This window comes from Rhizobacter sp. Root404, assembly GCF_001425865.1.
Lineage (GTDB): Bacteria > Pseudomonadota > Gammaproteobacteria > Burkholderiales > Burkholderiaceae_C > LMDS01.
In genome coordinates this window covers 540,213-561,974 of the sequence record NZ_LMDS01000005.1, presented here as the reverse complement: position 1 = coordinate 561,974, position 21,762 = coordinate 540,213, and the positions used below count along the sequence as shown (strand labels likewise).

Below are 21,762 nucleotides of genomic sequence, written 5' to 3'. Positions count from 1 at the left end.
TTTGCGGTTTCGCGACGCTCAGCTGATCTGCTTGAACGCCATCACCGCCTGGTTGCGCAGCGTGCGCAGCAGCGACAGCTCCTTCTCGCCGAGCGCGATGCCGCCGGGCTGTGCCTTGTCGGCATAGATCAGCGCGAAGGGCGCCCCCTTGATCTGCATCGGCAGCAGCAGGAAGGCCGGCGCGTTGACACTGGACCGGTACCACGCCGGCAGCCTCGCGCCGATGTGGGCTACGGTCGCGTCGGCGATCAAGGTGTCCGCGCCCTTGATGCAGACGGCCGCGAACAGGTCGCCGCCCGCCTTCAGCGGCACCTTGAAGCCCTTGGCGACCGCCTCGGCGCCTTCGCCCAGGCCGAACCGGCCGGTCAGCGATTCGGTGCGCGGGTCGCGAAGACAGAACACCACGCGGCGGAACCCGAGCGCCCGGTACATCGTCTCGAGGATCATCCGCAGCACATCGTTGAGCTGGAAGTTCTCGACCATCGTGTTGGTGATGTCCTGGATGCCCGCGGCCAGCACCTCGGCGGCGTTGTCCAGCGGCGTGCGCGGCGGCTGCTGCTCGAGCGTGACGGTGGCCTGCAGCGCGTGGGGCACCAGCGAATCGTCCCGCGGCACCGCGAGGGTGGCCTCGTGGCCGTCGGGCGTCGCGAACAGGCGCCGCGCGGGCGATTTGGCGCCGACATGCAGATTCATCGCCTGCGCCATGCTGACCAGGCGCTGCTGTGCGGTCTCGGCCGCCGCCTGGATGGCGTCGGCGCCGATGCCGAGCGAGCGCGCATAGCGCTTCGCGACGTCGGCCACCTTGGCCTTGGCCTGTTCGGGCTCGCAGCGCAGGATCGCGTCGGTGATCTGGTTCGCGGTGAAGGTCAGCCAGCGCAGCCGCTCGATCGCATCCTGCGGCGCGCGCGTCGGGGGCTCGCCGGTCGGCTTGCGCATGCAGCCCTGCAGCGCGGCCGGCAGGCCCCAGGCCTGCGCCACGCCCAGCCCGAGCGCCTCGAAGCTCAGGCCCAGCACGCTGACCGCGGCCGACTCCTCGCCGACGACCGGCGCCGTGCCCTGCCCGCCGGCGGCGACGATGCCGCGCACCTGGCGCGCCTCGTCCGGAAAGTAGTACTCGGTCAGCAGCCGGCCGAGGTTCTGGAACATCGCGCCGATGAAGGCCTCCTCGCCGGAGCGCGTCAGCCCGCCGAGTTCGCTCGCCAGCATGCCGGCCATCAGCGAACGCAGGAACTCCTCCTTCAGCAGGTTGGCGTGGCCCTTGTCGTGCATGTGCTCGAGCAGCACCAGGCTCATCGCCAGATTGCGGATGCCGGCGAAGCCGACCAGCGCGACCGCGCGCGACACGGTGCTGATGCTGCCGCCGGCGTTCGAGTAGGTGGCGGTGTTGACCAGGCGCAGCAGCTTGTTGGTCAGCGCCACGTCCTTCAGGATCTCGCTCGACAGGCTCGCCAGGCTTTCGTTCTCGGAATTCGCGACCCGCTGGATGCGCGTCACCGAATCCGACAGCGCCGGAAAGTCGCTCTTGTGGCGCATGCGACGCAACAGGAAGTCGAGCGTGCCGTTCTGTCCCGGCGCCGGCTGGACGGCGTCGGGCGAGGCCGGCGCCGGCGCGAGCCAGCCCTGCAGCGCGTCGCGCAGCGCCTGTGCGCTGGGCCAGCGTCGCGCCGGATCGCGCTCGAGCGCGCGGCGCAGCAGCGCACGCAGCGCGTCGTCGGCTTCCGACAAGTCGCCCGGCAGGCGAAGGTCTTCGTTCGCGATGCGGCGCATCGCGCGGTACGGGTCGCGCTCGTCGACGAGCTTGGCGCCGCTGAGCATCTCGACCAGCACCAGCCCGGCCGAGAACACGTCCATCGCCGCGGTCGGCGCGCCGCCGCGCGTGGCCTCGGGCGACATGTAGCCCGGCGTGCCGACGATCTGGTCGAGCGCGCCGGGATCGTCGAGCCGGGCCGCGATGCCGAAGTCCATCACGCGCGCCCGGCCGCTCGCATCGACCAGGATGTTCGAGGGCTTCAGGTCGCGGTGCACGATGCCGGCGAGGTGCGCGGCCTGCAGCGCGTCGAGCACGCCCATCATCATCGAGCAGGCCTCGGTGGCCGGCAGCGCACCTCGCGCCTTCAGGTGCTGCGCCAGCGTCGGGCCCGGCACGTACTCGAACACGAGGTACGGTTGGGTGCCGTGCAGGTCCGCCTCGAACACCGGCACGATGTTCGGGTGCGTCAGCCGGCTGACGCTGCGCGCTTCGCGCAGCCACTCGCCGACAGCCAGCGCATCGGCGGCGGCCTCCGGATGCATCAGCTTGACGGCGACCTCGCGCTCGAGGCGGCGGTCGAAGCCGAGCCACACGCTCGCCTGCGCGCCCTCGCCGAGGACACGCTTGAGTTCGAACCGCCCGACGATCATGCCGCGGCGCCCGGCTCGGCAGCGCCGGCCGTCGCGCCCGGCGCGTCAGCGTCGGCCTTCACCGCGGCGAGGTCGCCGCGGCGCGGCGTGGGAAGCGGAACGCCCTTGCGCAGCGCCTCGCGCGCGGCCTGCAAGGCGTCGCCGACATCGCGGGCGTTGATGCCGAGCGCACGCCCGTAACGTTGCGCCACCTGGCCGATCGCCGCGAGCGCGCGCGGCCCGGTCGGGCTCCCGGCGGCCGCGACGGCATCGACCACGTCGTTGGCGGCGCTGGCGGTCAGGCGCAGCACCTCGGCATCGGAATCCGGCCGACGCACCGGCGCCTCGCGCGGCAGGCGCCGCACCATGTGCATCACGTCGTCGCCGAGACCCCAGTGGCGGCCCACGGCGGTGCCGAGCGCCTCGATCTCGACCCCGATCACCGCGCAGGACGCGGCTTCCTCGCTCAGGCCGGGCTGCTCGGCAACGTGTGCATCGCGGTTCGCGAGCGCGGGTTTCATCAGCTGCTCGATCTGCTCGGCCTCGTCGGCGAAGTGGTAGCGCAGCATCAGCCGGCCCAGGTTCTGCAGCAGCGCGATCAGGTAGACGACCTGCGCGTCGTAACCCTTGGGTCGCAGCGCCTGCGCGGTCTGGCCGGCCAGGCGCACGTGGTCGAGCGTGACCTGCAGCGCGGCGGCCTGGGTCTCGTTCAGCGGGCCGGGCCAGGGGCGCAGCGTGTTCGCGGCCAGGCGCACGCCGTTGACGCCAATCAGCGAGATGATCCGCCGCAGCGTCAGCACCGGGCCGTTGCCCTGCACCTGCGTCCCCTGTACCTGCGCGGAGTTGAGCGTGCGCAGCAATTCGAAGCTGAGCGCCATGTCGTCCAGCACCTGGTCGGCGATCTCGTCGGTGCGCTGGCTTTCGAGGTTGGTCACGCGGGCGACCCGCGCGGCCAGGCCGGGCAGCGCCGGCAGGTGGCCGACGCTGTGGAGCCGGTCGATCAGCAGGCCGATCGGCCCTCCGCCCTCTTCCGACTGGCTGTCCAGCCAGCCGGTCAGCGCACCGAGGAAGGTGCGGGTGTTCTGGTAGCGCAGCCGCTCCTGGCCGGACGTGCAGCGGTTGGCGATCGCGCGCAGCGCCTCCGGGATCGGCAGCGGCGTGCTCCACGGCAGGCGCACCAGCTCGCGCCCGAGCGGCGCGATCCGGCCGATCACGAGCGCGGTGTCGGGCTGGTCGAGCACCGGCTGGCCGGTGAGCAGGTGCTGCAGCAGGATGCCGGCGGCGAGCAGGTCGCGCGCGGCGGCGGCGCGCCGCGCGCGCAGTTCGCCGGGGTCCATCGCCATCGTGCGTTCGATCGAGCGGCCGCGCGCGGCCTCCTGCGCCATGCGGGCGGCGTCGCCAGCCACGCCCAGCCCCATCAGGCTGACCCCGCCGCGTTCGTCGATCAACAGGCTGTGCAGTTGCAGGTCGAGGTGCGCCACGCCCGCGTCGTGCGCGAACGCCAGGCCGTGCAACAGGTCGGTGACCCAGCCAACGACCTCGGCCGGCTTCGGGTTCGGGTGCAGCGCCAGCCATTCCTTCAGCGTGATGCCCTGGCTGCGCTCGACGGCGATGAACGGCCAGTGGTCCTGCACGCCGATCTCGGCGACCAGCGCCAGGTTCGGGTGGTCGAGGCGCGAGCCCAGGCGCACGTCGCGCTGCCAGTGTTCGAGCGCGGCCGCGTCGGTCGGCTGCACGCGCGGCAGGCTGAGCATCGTCTCGGCGCCGCTGCGGGGGTCGTGGGCGAGCCAGACCATCGTGCCGGCGCTCTTGCCGAGCAAGCGGCGCAGCTCGAAGCGGCCGAACGCGCGGGTCGGGTTGGCGTGAGCCGGGGATTGGGGCAAGGCGTTGGCGGCCATCGGGACGGTCGTGAAGTTGTCCAATTGGAAACCGGGCCGCACCGTGCCAGTGCACCGATCAGGCGGCGCAACACCGTCCAAATGACTGGATTGGCCGCCCGACCGTCAATCGATCTCGAGCACCGCGCCGCTGCCGGTGATGAAGGCGCAGCGCACGCCCGCGCCAGGCTGCGCGCCGCGGACGGCCGCCCGGTAGCGCAGCAGCTGGACGCGGTACTCGTCGAGTTGCTCGGGGGCGTGGGACAGCTTGTAGTCGAGCACCCACCAGGTGGCGCCGCCGGGCTCGTCGAGCCGCACCAGCCGGTCGATGCGCAGCGCTTCGCCGTCCACGCTCACCGGCACCTCGTTGCCCGCCCAGGCGAGCTGCGGGCCGATGAAGAAACGGGCCGCGTCGGGACTGCGCAGGATCGTGCGGGCGAGCGCCGCGACGGCAGCGGGGGGCGCCTCGAATTCGGTCGCGGCAGCGTGGGCGAGCTCGGTCCATGTCGTGTCGTCGGCGGCGTGGGCGCCGGTCGCGGCGGCCCATTCCAGCGCGCGGTGGACCGCCTTGCCCAGCCGCGTGGCGTCGGTGTCCGGCGCGCGCGGCGGGCGGCGTTCGGGTGCCGGTCGCGGCGCGAAGGCCAGGGTCAGCAGCGTGGCGGGCGGCAGCGTCGAATCGTCCGCCTCGGTGTGCGCCGGTTCGATCGGCCAGGCGTCGCCCAGCGGCTCGACCCGTGCCCACCACGGCGCCGCGCCGGCGCGACGGAACGGTTCGGTCGCGCTGAACACCAACCGCTGCTTGGCGCGGGACATCGCGACGTACAGCCCGTTCAGCTCCTCGCGTTGCCGCGCGTCCAGCTCCGCCGCGAGCACGCCCTTCAGCGACTGGGGGCACTGCGATTCGGCGTAGACGAACGCGCAACGCCGCGGCGCCTCGGCCTCGACCGGCCAGTCGATCAGCAGCGTGGCGGTCTCAGGGTTCTTCGGCTCGGGGTCGGCGTCCATCACGAACACCACCCGCGCCTCCAGCCCCTTCGCGCCGTGCACCGTCAGCAGCTGCACCGCATCGGCATGGCTGGGCGACGCCGCCTTGATCGCGCGGCGGCGCAGCGCGCGGACGAAGTTGTAGGGCGTGGCGTAGCGCGCGCCATCGAGCGTCAGCGCCTGCGCGAGCACGGCGTCGATCGTGTCCAGCGCCGCGGCCCGCTGTACCGGCGGCACCGTCGCCGCGACGCGCTCGCGCAGCCCGCCCTCGTGGACGATGCGGTCGAGCAGGTCGTGTGGCGGCAGCGTGCGCGCCGCCGCGCGCCAGCGCGGCAGCAGCGCGCGGGCGCGTTGCAATGCGGGGCGGGTGTCCACCTCCGCTCCGAGAAGCGCCTGCCACCAGTCGCCGTGGTGCTCGGCCAGTGCACGGTGCGCCAGCGCGATCAGGTCGGCGTCGCTGGCGCCGAAGAGCGGGCTGCGCAGCGCCTGCGCGAGCGAGAGACGGTGCCGCGGCGACGCCAGGGCGTCCAGCAGCGCCACCAGATCGCGGGCCTCGGGCGCGTCCATCAGCGCCGTCTCCTCCACCGCGGCATACGGCACGCGGCGCGCACGCAGCGCCTGCGCGACGAAGCGCAGCGACTCGCGCTTGCGGCTCAACACGAAGATGTCGCCGGGCGCGACGCCCTCGTCCGCCACCAGGCGAGCGATCGCGTCGGCGACGAGCGCGGCTTCGCGCTCGCGCAGCACCTCCTCGGGCTCGTGGCGCGGCACGCTCAGCGTGTCGCGCCACAGCATCGGCTGGTCGTCGTCGCTCGCGGCGCGCGCCGCGCGCGGTGGCCGGGGCACGCGCGGCAGCAGCGCCACGCCGGCAGCCGCGTCGGCGTCCAGCTCGGTCGTGTGCGGCCGGAAGCCGTCGAACTCCCCGCCACGCTGGGCCTGGTCGAACACGGCATTCAACGCCGCCAGCACCTCGGGCCGGTTGCGCCGCGTGTGGTCGCAGGCGAGCATGCTGCCGCCGAGGGCCTCGACGACGAAGCGGCGCGCGGCCTCGAACACGCGCGGCTCGGCGCGGCGGAAGCGGTAGATGCTCTGCTTCGGGTCACCGACGATGAACACGCCCGGCGGCCGCTGCCCGCTCGCGCCGCCGCCGGCACCGGCGTAGGCCGCGAGCCAGGCATGCAGTGCGTGCCACTGCAGCGGGCTGGTGTCCTGGAACTCGTCGATCAGGACGTGGCGGATGCGCGCATCGAGGCGCTCCTGCACCCAGCCCGCGAGCGTCGCGTCGCGCAGCAGCGCGAGACCGCAGCGCTCCAGGTCGGACATGTCGGCCAGCCCCCGGCCCTGCTTGTAGCGCGCGAACTCGGCCAGCAGCACGCGGCCGAGCCGCACCATGCGCAGGTGCTCGACGTGGCAGTCGAGCTGGTGGATCTGCGCCGCGATGGCTTCGAGTTCGGTCTGCACGCCGAGCAGTTCGGCGATTTGCCCGAGCTGCTTGCGCGGCGTGCCCTTCTCGGTGAACAGCGCGGCCCAGGCGTGCTCGAAGCGGGCCTGCGCTTCGCTCGCCGCGAGCGCGAGCGCAAGGCTGGTGGCGGCATCCCTGGCGCGCGCGCCGCCGAGGCCGAGCGCACGCTCCAGGTCGCGCAACGTCGCCTCCCATGCGGCACCGAGCAGCGCCTGTGCCGGATGCGAGCCGTCGAGGTGGACCTGCGGCGCCGGGACGCTTTCCTCGAGCACACCGGCGGCGTCGGCGAGCTCGAACTCGACGCGCTTGTCCCACGCCGTCTCGAGCCACTTGCGCGTCTGGGAGCGCCCGCGCCGCGCGATCAGCGCCGCGTGGTCGGCGCGCAGCGCCGGCTCGGCCAGCACGGCCGCATGGAAGCGGCGGAACACCTCGCCACGGTGGTCGGCCGGGTCCTCGATCAGCTCCATGTCCTGCTGCAGGCCGAGCTCGTCGAGCAATTCCAGCGGCGCCGCCCGCAGCAACTGCGAGAACCAGGCGTGGAAGGTGCGGATCTCGACCGTGCGCCCGCCCGCCAGCAGGCGCGCGTGCAGGGTGGCGAGCTGGGGCGCGAGGCGCTCGGCGTCGGCCGGCGACAGGCCGCGCTCCACCAAGGCGCGCACGCGGACCGCCTCGCTCGCGCCGGCGCCGAACGCGCGCAGCCATTCGTTGAGCCGGTCGCGCATCTCGCCGGCGGCCTTGCGGGTGAAGGTGATGGCCAGGATCTCGTGAGGCTGCGCGCCGTCGAGCAAGGCGCGCAGGATGCGCGAGACCAGCATCCAGGTCTTGCCGGCGCCGGCACAGGCCTCGACGACGACGCTGCGCCGCGGGTCGCAGGCGAGCGCGTAGAAGGCGTCGCGGGCTATCGGCCGGCCGTCGGCGAGGTAGGCGGCCCGGGTCGTCATCGCGGGACCGCCTCGGTCGCGGCATCGGCGGGCGCCTCGGCCCAGTGATCACGACGGCAGATGCCGCGCGCCGCGCAGTGCTCGCAGGTCGAGCCGACACCGAGCGCCGGCAGCCCCGCGCCGGCCTGCAGGCGGCGCAAGTCGTGCGCGAGCCCGTCGACGAGCGCGGCGGCGCTGAATTCGACTTCCGGGTGCGGCACCTCCTCGATCCCGCGCGTGCCGTCGAGCGCGAGGTAGCAGGCGCTGATCGGCTGCGTGCCGCGCTCGCGCATCAGCGCGGCGTAGAAGGCGAGCTGGGTGTCCTCGAGCGGGTCGCGCACCTTCTCGCGCAGGCTGCTCGCGCTGCCGGTCTTGTAGTCGATCAGCTCGAGGACGGTTTCGCCGGGCGCGCGGCGCTCGTCGATGCGGTCGATGATGCCGCGCAGCTCGATGCCGGTGACGCCGGGCAGCGCCCGCGTCGCCTCCTCTTCGCCGGCGAGCCAGTGCGCGCCTTTCGCGTCGCGTGCATGCAGCCAGGCGACGTAGCGCGGCGCAAAGGTCTCGAACGACGCGGCGAACGGCAGGAAATCGGCATCGGCGATGCCCTGCGCGGCCTGGCTGGTGCGCGCGAGCGCAAGCAGCCGAGCGGTTTCGACGGCGCTCGCCTCGGGTGCCGCCCGCGTGCGGTGGAAGTCGTACAGCACCGTGTGCAGCCAGGTGCCGTAGTCGCGCTTCTCGACTTCGCGTTCGAGCTCGTCGTCCTCCCGCAGTCGCAGCATCGAGAGCGCGAAGAAGCGGTACGGACACGCGCGCAGCGCCTCGCTGGCGCTGGCGGACAGGCGCGCCGGCAGCAGCTCGGGCGCGGCCGGCGCCGTCATGTGGACCGGCGTCGGCGGATGGGCGACAGCGGCGCGCGGGTCGTGCCACGCGGCCAGCGCGCGGCCCCGCTCGGCGAGCGCGAGCGCAAGGCGTTCGACCAGCGGGCTGTCGGCCAGCGGCTCGCTGCCGTCGACGCGGCGGCGCATGAAGGTCACCCGCGGCACCGCGAGCAGCTGCACGAACGCCAGCAATTCGGCACGCCGGCGCGCCGCCGGGGTCGGCAGGCCCAGCGCGGCCGCGATCGGCTCGCTGACCGGCGTCGTCGCGGACGGCATCGCGCCGAGACGCCTGTCGTCGGCGCCGGGGACGACGGCGGCCGCGAAGGTCCGCAGCATCGCTTGTGCGAGCGGCGTCACGATCACCTCGGGCGGCGCATCGAATTCGGCCGTCGGCCGGAAGGTGGCCTGCTCGAGCACGCCGTCGACCCAGTGACGGAATTCGAGGAGTGTCATCACCGCCTGCGCGGCACCCGCCGTCCAGGCCAGCGCGCCCGTCGCCGCGGGCGTCAGGCGAAGTGCCAGCAGCACCTGACGACCGGCGTCGTCGTCGCGCAGCAGGTCGAACGCGCCGCAACGCTTGAGCGCCTGCGCCAGCGCCGCGAGCCACGCCGGGAGCGGCTGCCGGCGCACCGCGGCCAGTTCCGCGAGCACCTCGGACGCAGCGGCCCACAGTCGCGTGGCCGGCGGATCGAGCGCAGCGGCATCGAGCGCAGCGGTGCGCGCCAGTTGCAGGCGGCGGCAATTCGATTCCAGCGCGGCGACGGCGTCGTCGGCATCGGTGCGTCCCCACGCGGTGCCGGCTTTCAGCCAGTCGAGCAGTGCATCGGTGCCGGCATCGGGCCGCGCGGCATGCAACAGGCTCATCACCTGCGCCGCGGCGCGGGTCGTCGACAGGGTCCAGCCGGTCTCGTCCAGCAGGCGGACGCGATGGCGCTCGAGCAGCGCGCGGATGCGGCGCACCAGCACGCGGTCCTGCGCGATCAGCGCGACCGGGCTCTCGCCACGCTCGAGGTGCAACAGCACCTGAGCCGCCGCGCATTGCGCCTCGTGCTCGAAGGCGTCGCAGCAGGCGTGCGTCGGCGTGGCATGGTGCTCCATGGAAAGGAACGGGTCGTCCTCAGGCGCATCGGTGTCGATCAGCAGGCACGGCACGCGCGCTTCCCGCATCAACCGGTCGACGAGCGTGTCGGGCCCGCCGGCCTGCACGGCGATCCATGCCGACGACGCGGCGCGTTCGAACAGCCGGTCGGTGGCCGGCGCCGGCGCGACGCTCGCCCACTCGAGCGCGACACGCGTCAGCAGTCGCTCGCTCGCGCCCGGGCCGCCGATCGGCATCATCAGCTCGCGCGCCGCGGCCCAGTGGGCGCCGCGCGCCGCGGGCGGGACGGCCGCCGCCGCGCGCGCCATCTCCTGTGCCGTCGCGACGACGATGCGCACCGCCTGCTCGAAGCCACGCTGATCGCGCCGCGCCCACGCCGCACCCCACGTCTGGGCGCGCAGCAGCGCGGAAGCGCTGAGCGCATCGAGCGTCGGATCGAAGCTGAGCTCGCCGGCACGCGGCGCCACAGCAGGGCCCAGGCCCTGCGCGAACGTGCGCGTGGTCTCGATCCGCGGCATCCATCCGCCGTGCCGGGCGAATGCCCCGCGCGCTTCGGGAAGCAACTGCGCGAACGGGACCAGCAGCACCGCATCGATCAACGCGACGCGTTCGACGGCCGCCCAGGCCGCCACGTCGGCCGCGATCGCATCCCAGCGCGGCGCGCGCGCATCGCCGATTTCAAGAGCCCGCCGGACTATCGTTGCCATAGGAATGAAGAGGGTCGCCGAGGGCGCCGTGCACCGCGAAAGTCGGGGCTTTGTGTCAGAATCATTGTGCCTTGCCACCCACTTCTTGCGGTGCAGCCTCGAGGACAAACCATGAGCAGCGAACTGATCAAACACACCTCCGACGCGTCGTTCGACACCGACGTGTTGAAGTCGACCAAGCCCGTGCTGGTCGACTATTGGGCCGAGTGGTGTGGCCCGTGCAAGATGATTGCCCCGATCCTCGACGAGGTCTCGAAGGACTACGACGGTCGCCTGCAGATCGCGAAGATGAACGTCGACGAGAACCGTGACGTGCCCGCCAAGTTCGGCATCCGCGGCATCCCGACGCTGATGCTGTTCAAGGACGGCCAGCTCGCGGCGACCAAGGTCGGCGCCCTGTCGAAAGCCCAGTTGACCGCGTTCCTCGACGGTCATCTATAATTCTGCTCAACGCGGCGGGAGCCGGCGCTTTACCCAAGCCGCCGGTTGTTCTTTGTAGACCTGCCGCCAAGATTTTCGCCCCCACGCCCTGAGGGCTGCCGAAGCGGTTTCGGCGGCCACGACGCCCGAACCGGCGGCGCGTGGAATCGGCACCCCACTCCCGTTGTCGCTCGTTGTTCGCTTCGCGAGCCTGCGCACCCTTGCCGGGGCGTCGGCGCCGCCACTCACCCCGGGGTCACTCGCCCATGCATCTGTCCGAACTGAAACTGATCCACGTCTCCGAGCTCATCACGATGGGCGAGGCACTGGAGATCGAGAACGTCGCCCGCCTGCGCAAGCAGGAACTGATGTTCGCGATCATGAAGAAGCGCGCGAAGGCCGGCGAGCAGGTATTCGGTGACGGCGTGCTCGAGGTGCTGCCGGACGGCTTCGGCTTCCTGCGCTCGCCGGACGCGAGCTACATGGCGAGCACCGACGACATCTACCTCAGCCCGAGCCAGATCCGGCGCTTCAACCTGCACACCGGCGACGCGATCGAAGGCGAAGTGCGGGTGCCGAAGGACGGTGAACGCTACTTCGCGCTGGTCAAGGTCGACCGCGTCAACGGCGTCGCGCCGGAGGAGAGCAAGCACAAGATCATGTTCGAGAACTTGACGCCGCTCTTCCCGAAAGAGCAGTTCAAGCTCGAGCGCGAGATCAAGTCGGACGAGAACATCACCAGCCGCATCATCGACCTGATCGCGCCGATCGGCAAAGGTCAGCGCGCCTTGCTCGTTGCCCAGCCCAAGACCGGCAAGACGGTGATGATGCAGCAGATGGCGCACGCGCTGGTGGCCAACCACCCCGACGTGCACCTCATCGTGCTGCTGGTCGACGAGCGGCCCGAAGAAGTGACCGAGATGGTCCGCACCGTGCGCGGTGAAGTGATCAGCTCGACGTTCGACGAACCTGCCGCCCGCCACGTGCAGGTCGCCGAGATGGTGATCGAGCGCGCCAAGCGCCTGGTCGAGATGAAGAAGGACGTGGTGATCCTGCTCGACTCGATCACCCGCCTGGCCCGTGCCTACAACAACGTGCTGCCGTCCTCCGGCAAGGTGCTGACCGGCGGCATGGACTCGAACGCGCTGCAGCGCCCCAAGCGCTTCTTCGGCGCCGCACGCAACGTCGAGGAAGGCGGCTCGCTGACCATCATCGGCACCGCGCTGGTCGACACCGGCTCGCGCATGGACGAGGTGATCTACGAGGAATTCAAGGGCACCGGCAATTGCGAGATCCACCTCGATCGCCGCATGGCCGAGAAGCGCGTCTACCCGTCGATCCTGCTGAACAAGAGCGGCACGCGGCGCGAGGAACTGCTGCTGCAGCCCGAGATCCTGCAGAAGACCTGGATCCTGCGCAAACTGCTGTATCCGATGGACGAGATCGAGGCGATGGAGTTCATCCTCGACAAGATGAAGTCGACCAAGAACAACCACGACTTCTTCGACATGATGCGGCGCGGCGGGTAACGCGCTCGACCCGGGCTATAATCTCGGGTTTTCCGCAATCCGGAAAGTGCGCCGAACGGTTCGGCGTGGCTACCGATCAATCAGCGACGAGGCTCCCATGAAAGAAGGCATTCACCCCACGTACCGCGAAGTCTGCTTCGTGGACCTGTCCAACGGTTTCAAGTTCGTGACGCGCTCGTGCGCGACCAGCAAGGAAACCATCAAGATGGAAGATGGCCGCGAGCTGCCGCTGTTCAAGCTTGAGAGCACCAGCGAATCGCACCCGTTCTACACCGGCACGCAAAAGAGCGTCGACTCGCTCGGCGGCCGCGTCGAGAAGTTCCGCAACAAGTTTGCGCACCTGGGCGCGAAGAAGTAATTCCCCTTCTTGCCCCGAAGAAAAGGCAGCTCCGGCTGCCTTTTTTGTTGCCCGAGTTGCTGCATCATTCGCGCCTTGAACTCGCCGAACCCTGCCCTCGTCACCCAGCGCGCCGCACAGCGCATGCCGCGCCTGGCTCTGCTGCTGTTCTGCGCGGCCTACGTGATCCCCGGCGTGTTCGGGCGGGACCCGTGGAAGAGCGCCGACATCACCGCGTTCGGCTACATGGTGAACATCGCGCAGGGCCGCACCGGCTGGCTCGCGCCGACCGTCGGCGGCCTGCCGGCCGACGCCGCGCTGCTGCCCTACTGGATCGGTGCCGGCTTCATCAAGCTGCTCGGCCCGTGGGTCGAGCCCGCCCTGGCCGCGCGCATTCCGTTCGCGTTGCTGCTCGTGCTGGTGCTGGTGCTGACCTGGTACAGCACCTACCACCTCGCACGCACCGAAGCGGCACAGCCGCTGCCCTTCGCGTTCGGCGGCGAGGCGAACCCGATCGACTATGCGCGCGCGATCGCCGACGGCGCGCTGCTGGCGCTGATCGCGTCGCTCGGTCTGCTGCAGCTCGGGCACGAGACCACGCCGGAGCTGGCGCAGCTGGCCAGCGTGTCGCTGTTCGTCTACGCGCTCGCCGCGAGCCCGTTCCGCGTGCTCGCGGCGCGCGTGGCGGTGCTGGTCGCCCTGCCCGCGCTCGCGGCCAGCGGCGCGCCGGCGATCGCGGTGGCGCTCGGTGTCGCCGGCGGATTCGTGTGCCGCGCCTCGGGCTACGAGCCGGCGCGACGCTTCGTGCCGTGGATCGCGGCGGCCACCGTACTGTCGGCAGGCGCCGCGCTCGCGCTCGGGGCCTGGGCCTGGCGAATCGGCGCCGGCGCCTGGTCGCTCGCAGGCGTCTGGGAGATCCTGCGGCTGCTCGCCTGGTTCACGTGGCCGGCCTGGCCGCTCGCGCTGTGGACGCTGTGGCGCTGGCGCGGCCAACTGTCGGACCGGCACATCGCGATCCCGTTGATCGGCGTGCTTGTCAGCCTGATCGCGTGCCTGGCAATGGGCGGGTCGGAACGCGCACTGATGCTCGGTCTGCCGCCGCTGGCCGTGCTCGCGGCATTTGCGCTGCCGACGCTCCAGCGCAGCACTGCCGCGGCGATCGACTGGTTCTCGGTGTGCTTCTTCACCCTCGCCGCGGCGGCGATCTGGCTGTACTACGTCGCGATCCAGACCGGCGTGCCAGCCAAGGCGGCGGCCAGCATCGAGCGCGTCGCTCCGGGGTACGTGCCCAGCTTCTCCGTGGTGACGCTGGCCCTGGCCGCGGCCGGGACGCTGGCCTGGCTGTGGCTCGTCAAGTGGCGCACCGGGCGCAACCGACATCCGCTGTGGAAGAGTCTGGTGCTTCCGGCCAGCGGCGTCTCGCTCTGCTGGCTGCTGGTGATGACGCTCCTGCTCGCGCCGCTCGATCAGGCCCGCAGCTACCGCTCGTTGATCCAGCGCATCGCGCACCGCGTGCCGACCTCCGCCTGCGTCGCAGCGCCGAACATGGCGCGCGCCCAACTCGTCGCGCTGGAGCACCTCGGCGGCTACCGGGTCGATGCGCGGGAAACGCCCGAAGCGACCCGCTGCGATTACCTGTTGCTGACCGAGACGCGTGCGCGCCCGGCGGCGCCGGGCGCAAGCTGGAGACTGCTTGCCCGCGAGCGACGCAACACCAGCGAGGACGAGATCACCGCGATCTACCGCCGCGCGGCGACTCGGCCCGCCGCAACGGCGAACCGCTGAGGCGACGCGTTGCCTACCAGGGCATCTCGCCCTTGTTGACCTTGGCGCCGATGTCGAGCGACAGCGCGCCGCCCGCCGTCGGATAGGCGCGGGTCATCGCATCGATCAGCGCCGCGCCGTTGGGTGCCGTCGCCAGGTTCTTCTCGAAGGTCAGCAGGTAGTCCTTCGTGAACGCGATTGCCGTGGCATCGGTCTTCGTGCCGGGCACCATGTGGCCGGGCACGACGATCGCGGGCTGCAGCGCGGCCATCTCGTCCAGCTGTGCGACCCAGGCAGCGCGCTCGGCCGGTGCGCGCGTGTCCGCGGTCCACACGTGCAACTGGCCGAACACCGCGATGTTGCCGACGATCGCGCGCAGCGACGGAATCCAGGCATACGGGCGGTGCGCCAGCAGGCCGGTCGTGCCGCGGATCTCGATCGTCTCGCCATCGACCGTCAGCGTGTGGCCCTCCAGCGCCTTCGGCAGCACCGGCCTGCGCGGCGCGTTCGCGCCCATTTTCGGGCCCCAGAACGCGACCTTGCCGGCGTGCTTGGCGCTGAGCTTGGCGAGCACGGCCGGCGTGGTGACCACCTCGGCGTCGGGGAAGAACTCCTTCAACACCTCGACGCCGAAGTAGTAGTCCGGGTCGGCCTGGCTGACGTAGATCGTCTTGAGCTGCCTGCCGCTGTCGAGCACGTTGGCGGCGATGCGCAACGCGTCGGCGCGGCTGAAGCCCGCATCGATCACCAGGGCCTCCTTGGCGCCATAGACCAGGGCGGAATCGACGTTGAAGCTGGTCGGCCCGGCCGTGTAGACCGTCAGCTGGAGCGGCTGGGCGGCGCCGGCAGCAGTGGTGCCCAGGGCGAACAGCAGGGTCGCGGCGGAAAGCGTGGTGCGGATCATGGGATCTCTCGGTCAAGTTGCGATGACAGCAGTTTGATTTCACTTTTCGAATCAATAAACGGCAAAATCCGCGCAGATCTGTTTCGAAATCCGATCAAATATGGACCGACTCACCGCGATGCGGGTGTTCTGCGAAGTCGCGCTCAGTGGCAGCTTCACAGCGACCGCGGACAAGCTCGAGATGTCGCGCGCGATGGTCACGCGCCATGTCGCCGAGATGGAGGACTGGCTCCAGGCGCGCCTGCTGCACCGGACCACGCGCCGCGTGACGCTCACCGATGCCGGCGAGCAGGCGCTGCGCCGCAGCCAGCAGATGCTCGAACTGGCCGCAACCGTCGAGGAGGAAACCGCGGCCGGCGCCGACACCCTGCGCGGCCAGTTGCGCCTGACCTGCAGCATGTCCTTCGCCCACGCCCACCTCGCCGCCGCGATCGCCGCGTTCCTGGCGCTGCATCCGAGGCTGAGGATCGACCTGAACGTCGGCGACAGCGCGCTCGATCTGGTCGAGGCCCGCATCGACCTGGCGATCCGCATCAGCCGCGACCCGGCGCCGCTGCTGATCGCCCGCCCGCTCGCGCCGTGCGATTCCGTGCTGGTGGCGGCGCCGGCCTACCTCGCGCTGCGCGGCACGCCGCAGCAGCCGGCCGAGCTCGCGGCGCATCGGTGCCTGAGCCACACCCATTTCGGCAAGAGCACCTGGACGCTGTCGCGCGACGCGCAGGCGCTCGACGTCGATGTCAGCAGCCACTGCACCGCGAACGAGTCGACCGTGCTGCTGCATGCCGCGCTCGCCGGAGGCGGCATCGCGCTGCTGCCCACCTACCTCGCGAACGCCGCGGTGGCACGCGGCGAATTGCAGGTGGTGCTGGCGGACTGGCGCCTGCCTCCGATGACGATCTACGCGCTCTACGCGTCGCGCCGGCACCTCTCGCCGGCGGTACGCGCCCTGCTCGACTTCCTGGTCGAACGTTTCAGTTCGCCGCCATGGTGAGCGCGGCCACTGGCGCCACGGCCGCACGCACCCGCGCCGCCGGGAACACCAGCCGGAAGGTCGAGCCCTGCCCAACCTCGCTCTGGATGTGCAGCTCGCCGCCATGCCGTTGCGCGACGTGCTTGACGATCGACAGCCCAAGCCCGGTGCCACCCGTGTCGCGCGAACGGCTGCCGTCGACACGGTAGAAGCGCTCTGTGAGGCGCGGAATGTGCTCGCGCGCGATGCCCAGGCCCGTGTCGATGACCGCGATCTCGCCCGAGCCATCGGCCAGCACGCGCCAGCTCAGCTCGACGCGCCCGCCCTCCGGCGTGTAGCGCACCGCGTTGTTAACCAGGTTGGTGATCGCGCTGAGCAACTCGGTTTGCGCGCCGGCGATCTGCGCTTCGACCGGCGGCGTCGGGAACTTCAGCGTGTGTCGGCCGGCGGAGAGCACGGCCGCGTCGGCCGCCACCTGCGCCAGCAGCGGCCCGAGCGCGACCCAGCGATCGGCGTGCGGACGCGGACTGCCTTCGAGCTGCGCCAGCGTCAGCAGGTCACTGACCAGCGTGCCCATGCGGTCGGCCTGCTGCGTCATCAGCACCAGCACGCGCTTGCGCTCGACCTCGGTCAGCGGCAGGTTCGTCATCGTCTCGATGAAGCCGGCCAGCACCGTCAGCGGCGTGCGGATCTCGTGCGAGACGTTGGCGACGAAGTCGCGGCGCATCGCGTCGGAGTTCTCCCGTTCGGTGATGTCCTGAGAGAGCACGATCCGCAGGCCCTCGCCGTAGCCGCGCACCAGCACCGAGAGCGTGCGGCGGCCGCGCGGGTCGGGCATGCGGATCGGCTCGTCGAAGCGACCGCCTTGCAAGTAGGCGACGAAGGCCGGCGCACGCACCAGGTTCGTCACGCGCTGGCGCCGATCGCGCTGCGGATCCAGCCCGAAGTGGTCGGCGGCGAGCGAGTTGCACCAGTCGATCTGGTCGCCGGCGTCGAGCAGCATCACGCCGTTCGGCGAGGCCTCGATCGCGGACAGGAACTGGGTGAGCCGCACCCGCTCGGCCACGGCCGACTGCTCGCGCTGGCGGATCGAGCGTTCGATGCGGTAGCCGAGCTCGCCCCACAGGCCGGCGTCGCGCGGCGCCTGCGTCTCCTGCGAGCCGCGCAGCCAGGTGATCAGGCGGTAGCCGTTCAGCGTGTCGCGCACCCCGATCACGCCGAGCGCGAACGCGAAGCCGAGCAGCGCGCCGAACAGCGGGACCGAGTGCCCCGGGATCATCAGCCCGGCGACGCCGCCGAGCACCGTGGCGATCAGCACCGCGACCAGCCGCGGCAGCAACCAGGTCATCGCGCGGACAGTCGAATCAAGCCGACAGCGCGGCGGCCGCGCCGGTCGCGCCGGCCACGCCCTGCTGGGTCAGGCGGTAGCCGGCACCGCGCACCGTCTCGATCATCGGCGCACACTGCACCGGGCCGAGCGCCTCGCGCAGGCGCTTGACGTGGACGTCGACGGTGCGTTCCTCGATGAACACATGGTCGCCCCAGACCCGGTCGAGCAGCTGCGCGCGGCTGTGCACGCGCTCCGGGTGGGTCATGAAGAAGTGCAGCAGGCGGAACTCGGTCGCACCCACCTTGACTTCGCGCGGCTCGCCGTTCAGCTCGCCGCTGACGCGGCGCGTCGCCGGGTCGATCTTCAGTGGACCGACGGCGACCACGCTGTCCAGCGCTTCCGGTGCCTTGCGGCGCAGCACCGCGCGGATGCGGGCCATCAGCTCGTTGGTCGAGAACGGCTTGGTGAGGTAGTCGTCTGCACCGGCGTCCAGGCCCTGGATCTTGTCGGCCTCGTCGGCGCGCGCGGTGAGCATGATGACCGGCAGCTCGCGCGTGCGCGCCTCGCTGCGCCAGCGCTTGGCCAGTGCCAGGCCCGACTGCCCGGGCAGCATCCAGTCGAGGATGATCAGGTCCGGCAAGACGCCATCGACGGCGGCCTGCGCCTGCTCGGCGGTGGCGGCAATGGTGACCTCGAACCCCGCGTGTCGCAGGTTGATCGAGATCAGTTCGGCGATCGCGGATTCGTCTTCGACGACGAGGATGCGGCTCATGGCGTGGACTTTCAACGAACCAGGGATTCCACGTCGCCCACCGAGTTGTGGCGCACGTCGGTGCCCTTGACGATGTAGATGATCTGCTCCGCCAGGTTCTTCGCGTGGTCGCCGACGCGCTCGATCGCCTTGGCGACGAAGACCAGGTCGATGCTCGACGAGATCGTGCGCGGGTCCTCCATCATGAAGGTGATCAGCTTGCGCATCAGGCCCTCGAACTCCTGGTCGATCAGGTCGTCCTGCTTGAGCACCTCGACGGCCTTGTCCACGTCGAGCCGCGCGAACGCGTCGAGCGCCTTGCGCAGCTGCGAGACCGCCAGCTCCGATTCGTACGCGAGGTCCTTCACCGGCAGCCGCAAACGGCTCGAGACGCCGCTGTTCAGCAGCCGTTGCACCGTGCGTGCGATGCGTGCCGCCTCGTCGCCGACCCGCTCGAGGTTGGCGATCGTCTTCGAGATCGCGATCAGCAGGCGCAGGTCGCGCGCGGTGGGCTGGCGCCGGGCGATGATGGTCGAGAGGTCGCGGTCGATCTCCATCTCGGTCTGGTTCACGCGTTCTTCGGTCGCCAGCACTTCGGAAGCGATCTCGGCGCTGAAGTTGGTCAGCGCGTAGACCGAACGCGCGACCTGGGATTCGACCATGCCGCCCATTTCGAGCACGCGCGTGGAGATGCCGCTGAGTTCGGCATCGAACTGGGTCGAGAGGTGTTTGTCGCTCATGTGAAGTCTCCTTGGCGCTTCAACCGAAGCGCCCGGTGATGTAGTCCTCGGTGTCCTTCTTCTTCGGCTTCATGAAGACCTCGTTGGTCGGGCCGAACTCGATCAGGTCGCCGAGGTACATGTAGGCCGTGTAGTCCGACGAGCGCGCCGCCTGCTGCATGTTGTGCGTGACGATCACGACGGTGTAGTCGCTCTTCAGTTCGTGGATCAGCTCCTCGATCTTGCCGGTCGAGATCGGATCCAGCGCCGAGCACGGCTCGTCGAGCAGCAGCACCTCGGGCTTGATCGCAATGCCGCGCGCGATGCACAGCCGCTGCTGCTGGCCGCCGGACAGGCCCGAACCGCTCTGGTTCAGCTTGTCCTTCACCTCGTTCCAGAGCGCGGCCTTCTTCAGCGCCCACTCGACGCGCTCGTCCATCTCGATGCGCGGCAAGGTCTCGAACAGCTTCACGCCGAACGCGATGTTGTCGTAGATCGACATCGGGAACGGGGTCGGCTTCTGGAACACCATGCCGACCTTGGCGCGGATCAGCGAGACGTCATCCTTCGAGGTCAGGATGTTCTCGCCGTCGATCAGGATCTCGCCCTCGGCGCGCTGGTCGGGGTACAGCTCGAACATCCGGTTGAAGGTGCGCAGCAGCGTCGACTTGCCGCAGCCCGACGGCCCGATGAATGCGGTCACCTTGTGCTCGGGGATGTCCAGGTTGATGTTCTTCAGCGCCTGGAAGCTGCCGTAGTAGAAGTTCAGATTGCGCACGGAGAGCTTGGGCTTCTCGGTGACGGGCAAGTTGACCTTGATGTCCATGGGATGGCCTCAGTGTTTGTTGCGCAGGAACGTGCGCGCCAGGATGTTCAGCACCAGCACGCCGATAGTGATCAGGAACACGCCGGCCCACGCCAGCTTCTGCCAGTTCTCGTACGGGCTCATCGCGAACTTGAAGATCGTGACCGGCAGGCTCGCCATCGGCGAGCCGAGGTCGCTGGTCCAGAACTGGTTCGACAAGGCGGTGAACAACAGCGGCGCGGTTTCTCCGGCGATCCGCGCCAGCGCCAGCAGGATGCCGGTCAGCACGCCGGCGCGGGCCGACTTGAGCGTCACGGTCATGATGACCCGCCACTTCGGCGTGCCGAGCGCATAGGCCGCCTCGCGCAGCGCGTTCGGAATCAGCGACAGCATGTTTTCGGTCGTGCGGATCACCACCGGGATCACGATCAACGCGAGCGCGAGCACCCCGGCCCAGCCGGAGAAGCTCTTCATGCGCGCGACGACGACCGAGTAGATGAACAGGCCGATCACGATGGACGGCGCGGCCAGCAGGATGTCGTTGATGAAGCGGGTCACGCTGCCGAGCCAGGTCTTCTGTCCGTACTCGGCCAGGTAGATGCCGGCCAGGATGCCGATCGGCGTGCCCAGCAGCGTCGCGAGCGACACCATCGTGACCGAGCCGAAGATCGCGTTCGCCAGGCCGCCGGTGTCCGATTGCGGCGGCGGCGTCATCTCGGTGAACAGCGACAGCGTCAGCCCGCCCAGGCCGAGCCGCACGGTCTCGATCAGGATCCACAGCAGCCAGACCAGCCCGAAGGCCATTGCCGCCAGCGAGAGCGTCAACGCGATCGCGTTGACGCGTTTGCGGCGCTGGTACTTGCCGATGCGCGCGGCGTGCAGCGCCGTGTCGCGCGGCGCCGGGGTGGTCAACGTGTTCATGCGCGCGCCCCTTCGCTCTTCTTGAGCTGTGACAGCAGCAGCTTCGAGCAGGCCAGCACGACGAAGGTGATGAAGAACAGCACGAGCCCGAGGTAGATCAGCGAGGCCTGGTGCAGGCCGGCGCCGGCCTCGGCGAATTCGTTCGCCAGGGCCGAGGTGATCGAGTTGGCCGCCTCGAACAACGACGCCGAGTTGAGCTGGTTCTGGTTGCCGATCACGAACGTGACCGCCATCGTCTCGCCGAGGGCGCGCCCGAGGCCGAGCATGATGCCGCCGACCACACCGGTCTTGGTGTACGGCAGCACGACCTTGAACATCACCTCCCAGGTTGTCGAACCCAGCCCGTAGGCCGATTCCTTCAGCAACGGCGGCGTGACCTCGAACACGTCGCGCATGACCGAGGCGATGAACGGGATGATCATGATCGCCAGGATGATGCCGGCGGAGAGCAGACCGATGCCGACCGGCGGCCCGGAAAACAGCGCGCCGATGTACGGCACGCCGCTGAACACGGCTTGCAGCGGCTGCTGCACGTATTCGGACAGCAGCGGGCTGAACACCAGCAGGCCCCACATGCCATAGACGATCGACGGGATCGCGGCGAGCAGCTCGATCGCGGTGCCGAGCGGGCGCTTGAGCCAGGCCGGCGAGAGTTCGGTCAGGAACAGCGCGATGCCGAAGCTGACCGGCACCGCGATGACCAGCGCGATCAGCGAGGTCATCAGCGTGCCGTAGATCATCACCAGGCCGCCGTACTTGTTCTGCACCGGATCCCAGTCGCTGGTCCAGAGGAACGACAGGCCGTATTCCTTGATCGCCGGTGCCGCGCCGATGACCAGCGAGACGATGATCCCGGCAAGCAGCAGCAGCGTCACCCACGCCGCGCCATGGGCGAGGATCGAGAACAGGGTGTCGGCCCAGGGAGCCGCGCGCCGCGGTGCCGGCGGGCGGCCTGACGAGCGGGTACGGTCCATCTTCAGGGGCTCGTTGTACGGTGTCGCGGGGA

16 protein-coding genes are annotated in these 21,762 nt (G+C 70.4%); 5 read left to right on the top strand and 11 right to left on the bottom strand.

Translation table 11 applies throughout. The annotated features are described in order from the left end of the window. Positions 1–18: 18 nt before the first annotated feature. The 4 genes from ASC76_RS16750 to ASC76_RS16735 form a co-directional block, all read right to left on the bottom strand. Positions 19–2,400, bottom strand: a complete 2,382-nt coding sequence (locus ASC76_RS16750; RefSeq protein ID WP_056468813.1) for a serine/threonine protein kinase — start codon at positions 2,398–2,400, stop codon at positions 19–21. Further along, complete coding sequence (locus ASC76_RS16745) at positions 2,397–4,301, bottom strand: HDOD domain-containing protein (protein WP_056468810.1); 1,905 nt, start codon at positions 4,299–4,301, stop codon at positions 2,397–2,399. Before ASC76_RS16745 ends, ASC76_RS16750 begins: the two co-directional genes overlap by 4 nt. 81 nt (positions 4,302–4,382) lie before the next feature. Continuing rightward, positions 4,383–7,643: an exodeoxyribonuclease V subunit beta gene (locus ASC76_RS16740; protein WP_056468808.1), complete on the bottom strand. Its 3,261-nt coding sequence runs from the start codon at positions 7,641–7,643 to the stop codon at positions 4,383–4,385. Then, positions 7,640–10,306 carry a PD-(D/E)XK nuclease family protein gene (locus ASC76_RS16735; protein WP_056468806.1) on the bottom strand — a complete coding sequence of 889 codons (2,667 nt, stop codon included), beginning with the start codon at positions 10,304–10,306 and terminating at the stop codon, positions 7,640–7,642. Before ASC76_RS16735 ends, ASC76_RS16740 begins: the two co-directional genes overlap by 4 nt. Before the next feature lie 111 nt (positions 10,307–10,417). Between ASC76_RS16735 and trxA the strand changes: the two genes are divergently transcribed. From trxA to ASC76_RS16715, 4 genes are all read left to right on the top strand, one after another. After that, positions 10,418–10,747, top strand: a complete 330-nt coding sequence (gene trxA / locus ASC76_RS16730; RefSeq protein WP_056468802.1) for a thioredoxin TrxA — start codon at positions 10,418–10,420, stop codon at positions 10,745–10,747. A gap of 245 nt (positions 10,748–10,992) precedes the next feature. Then, on the top strand, positions 10,993–12,255 hold the full coding sequence (rho, locus tag ASC76_RS16725) for a transcription termination factor Rho (RefSeq protein ID WP_056468796.1): 1,263 nt from the start codon (positions 10,993–10,995) through the stop codon (positions 12,253–12,255). Positions 12,256–12,352: 97 nt separating this feature from the next. After that, a complete protein-coding gene (locus ASC76_RS16720; protein WP_056468786.1) occupies positions 12,353–12,613 on the top strand; it encodes a type B 50S ribosomal protein L31 in 261 nt (86 codons plus the stop codon). 75 nt (positions 12,614–12,688) lie between these two features. Continuing rightward, positions 12,689–14,377, top strand: a complete 1,689-nt coding sequence (locus ASC76_RS16715) for a hypothetical protein (protein WP_056468783.1) — start codon at positions 12,689–12,691, stop codon at positions 14,375–14,377. A 13-nt stretch (positions 14,378–14,390) separates the two neighbouring features. Here the strand turns inward: ASC76_RS16715 and ASC76_RS16710 are convergent, their stop codons facing one another. Next, the gene (locus ASC76_RS16710; protein ID WP_056468780.1) at positions 14,391–15,260 is read right to left on the bottom strand and encodes an MBL fold metallo-hydrolase; all 870 of its coding nucleotides are present in this window, start codon (positions 15,258–15,260) and stop codon (positions 14,391–14,393) included. A gap of 100 nt (positions 15,261–15,360) precedes the next feature. Between ASC76_RS16710 and ASC76_RS16705 the strand changes: the two genes are divergently transcribed. Then, positions 15,361–16,251: a LysR family transcriptional regulator gene (locus ASC76_RS16705; RefSeq protein ID WP_056468777.1), complete on the top strand. Its 891-nt coding sequence runs from the start codon at positions 15,361–15,363 to the stop codon at positions 16,249–16,251. On the opposite strand, the gene phoR is transcribed toward ASC76_RS16705, so the two are convergent. The 6 genes from phoR to pstC are packed head-to-tail and all read right to left on the bottom strand — an operon-like array spanning position 16,232 to position 21,730. Further along, positions 16,232–17,578 (bottom strand): phosphate regulon sensor histidine kinase PhoR, encoded by a 1,347-nt coding sequence (gene phoR / locus ASC76_RS16700; protein ID WP_056468774.1) that lies wholly within the window; start codon positions 17,576–17,578, stop codon positions 16,232–16,234. The two genes, ASC76_RS16705 and phoR, sit on opposite strands and share 20 nt — an antisense overlap. A gap of 16 nt (positions 17,579–17,594) precedes the next feature. Continuing rightward, on the bottom strand, positions 17,595–18,332 hold the full coding sequence (gene phoB, locus ASC76_RS16695; protein WP_056468771.1) for a phosphate regulon transcriptional regulator PhoB: 738 nt from the start codon (positions 18,330–18,332) through the stop codon (positions 17,595–17,597). An 11-nt stretch (positions 18,333–18,343) separates the two neighbouring features. Continuing rightward, positions 18,344–19,051: a phosphate signaling complex protein PhoU gene (phoU, locus tag ASC76_RS16690; protein ID WP_056468767.1), complete on the bottom strand. Its 708-nt coding sequence runs from the start codon at positions 19,049–19,051 to the stop codon at positions 18,344–18,346. Between the two features lie 19 nt (positions 19,052–19,070). Next, positions 19,071–19,856, bottom strand: a complete 786-nt coding sequence (gene pstB / locus ASC76_RS16685; protein ID WP_056468763.1) for a phosphate ABC transporter ATP-binding protein PstB — start codon at positions 19,854–19,856, stop codon at positions 19,071–19,073. Positions 19,857–19,865: 9 nt separating this feature from the next. Further along, positions 19,866–20,756 carry a phosphate ABC transporter permease PstA gene (gene pstA / locus ASC76_RS16680; protein ID WP_056468760.1) on the bottom strand — a complete coding sequence of 297 codons (891 nt, stop codon included), beginning with the start codon at positions 20,754–20,756 and terminating at the stop codon, positions 19,866–19,868. Next, a complete protein-coding gene (gene pstC, locus ASC76_RS16675) occupies positions 20,753–21,730 on the bottom strand; it encodes a phosphate ABC transporter permease PstC (RefSeq protein WP_056468757.1) in 978 nt (325 codons plus the stop codon). The genes pstA and pstC overlap by 4 nt, the downstream gene beginning before the upstream one ends. Between the last annotated feature and the right edge of the window lie 32 nt (positions 21,731–21,762).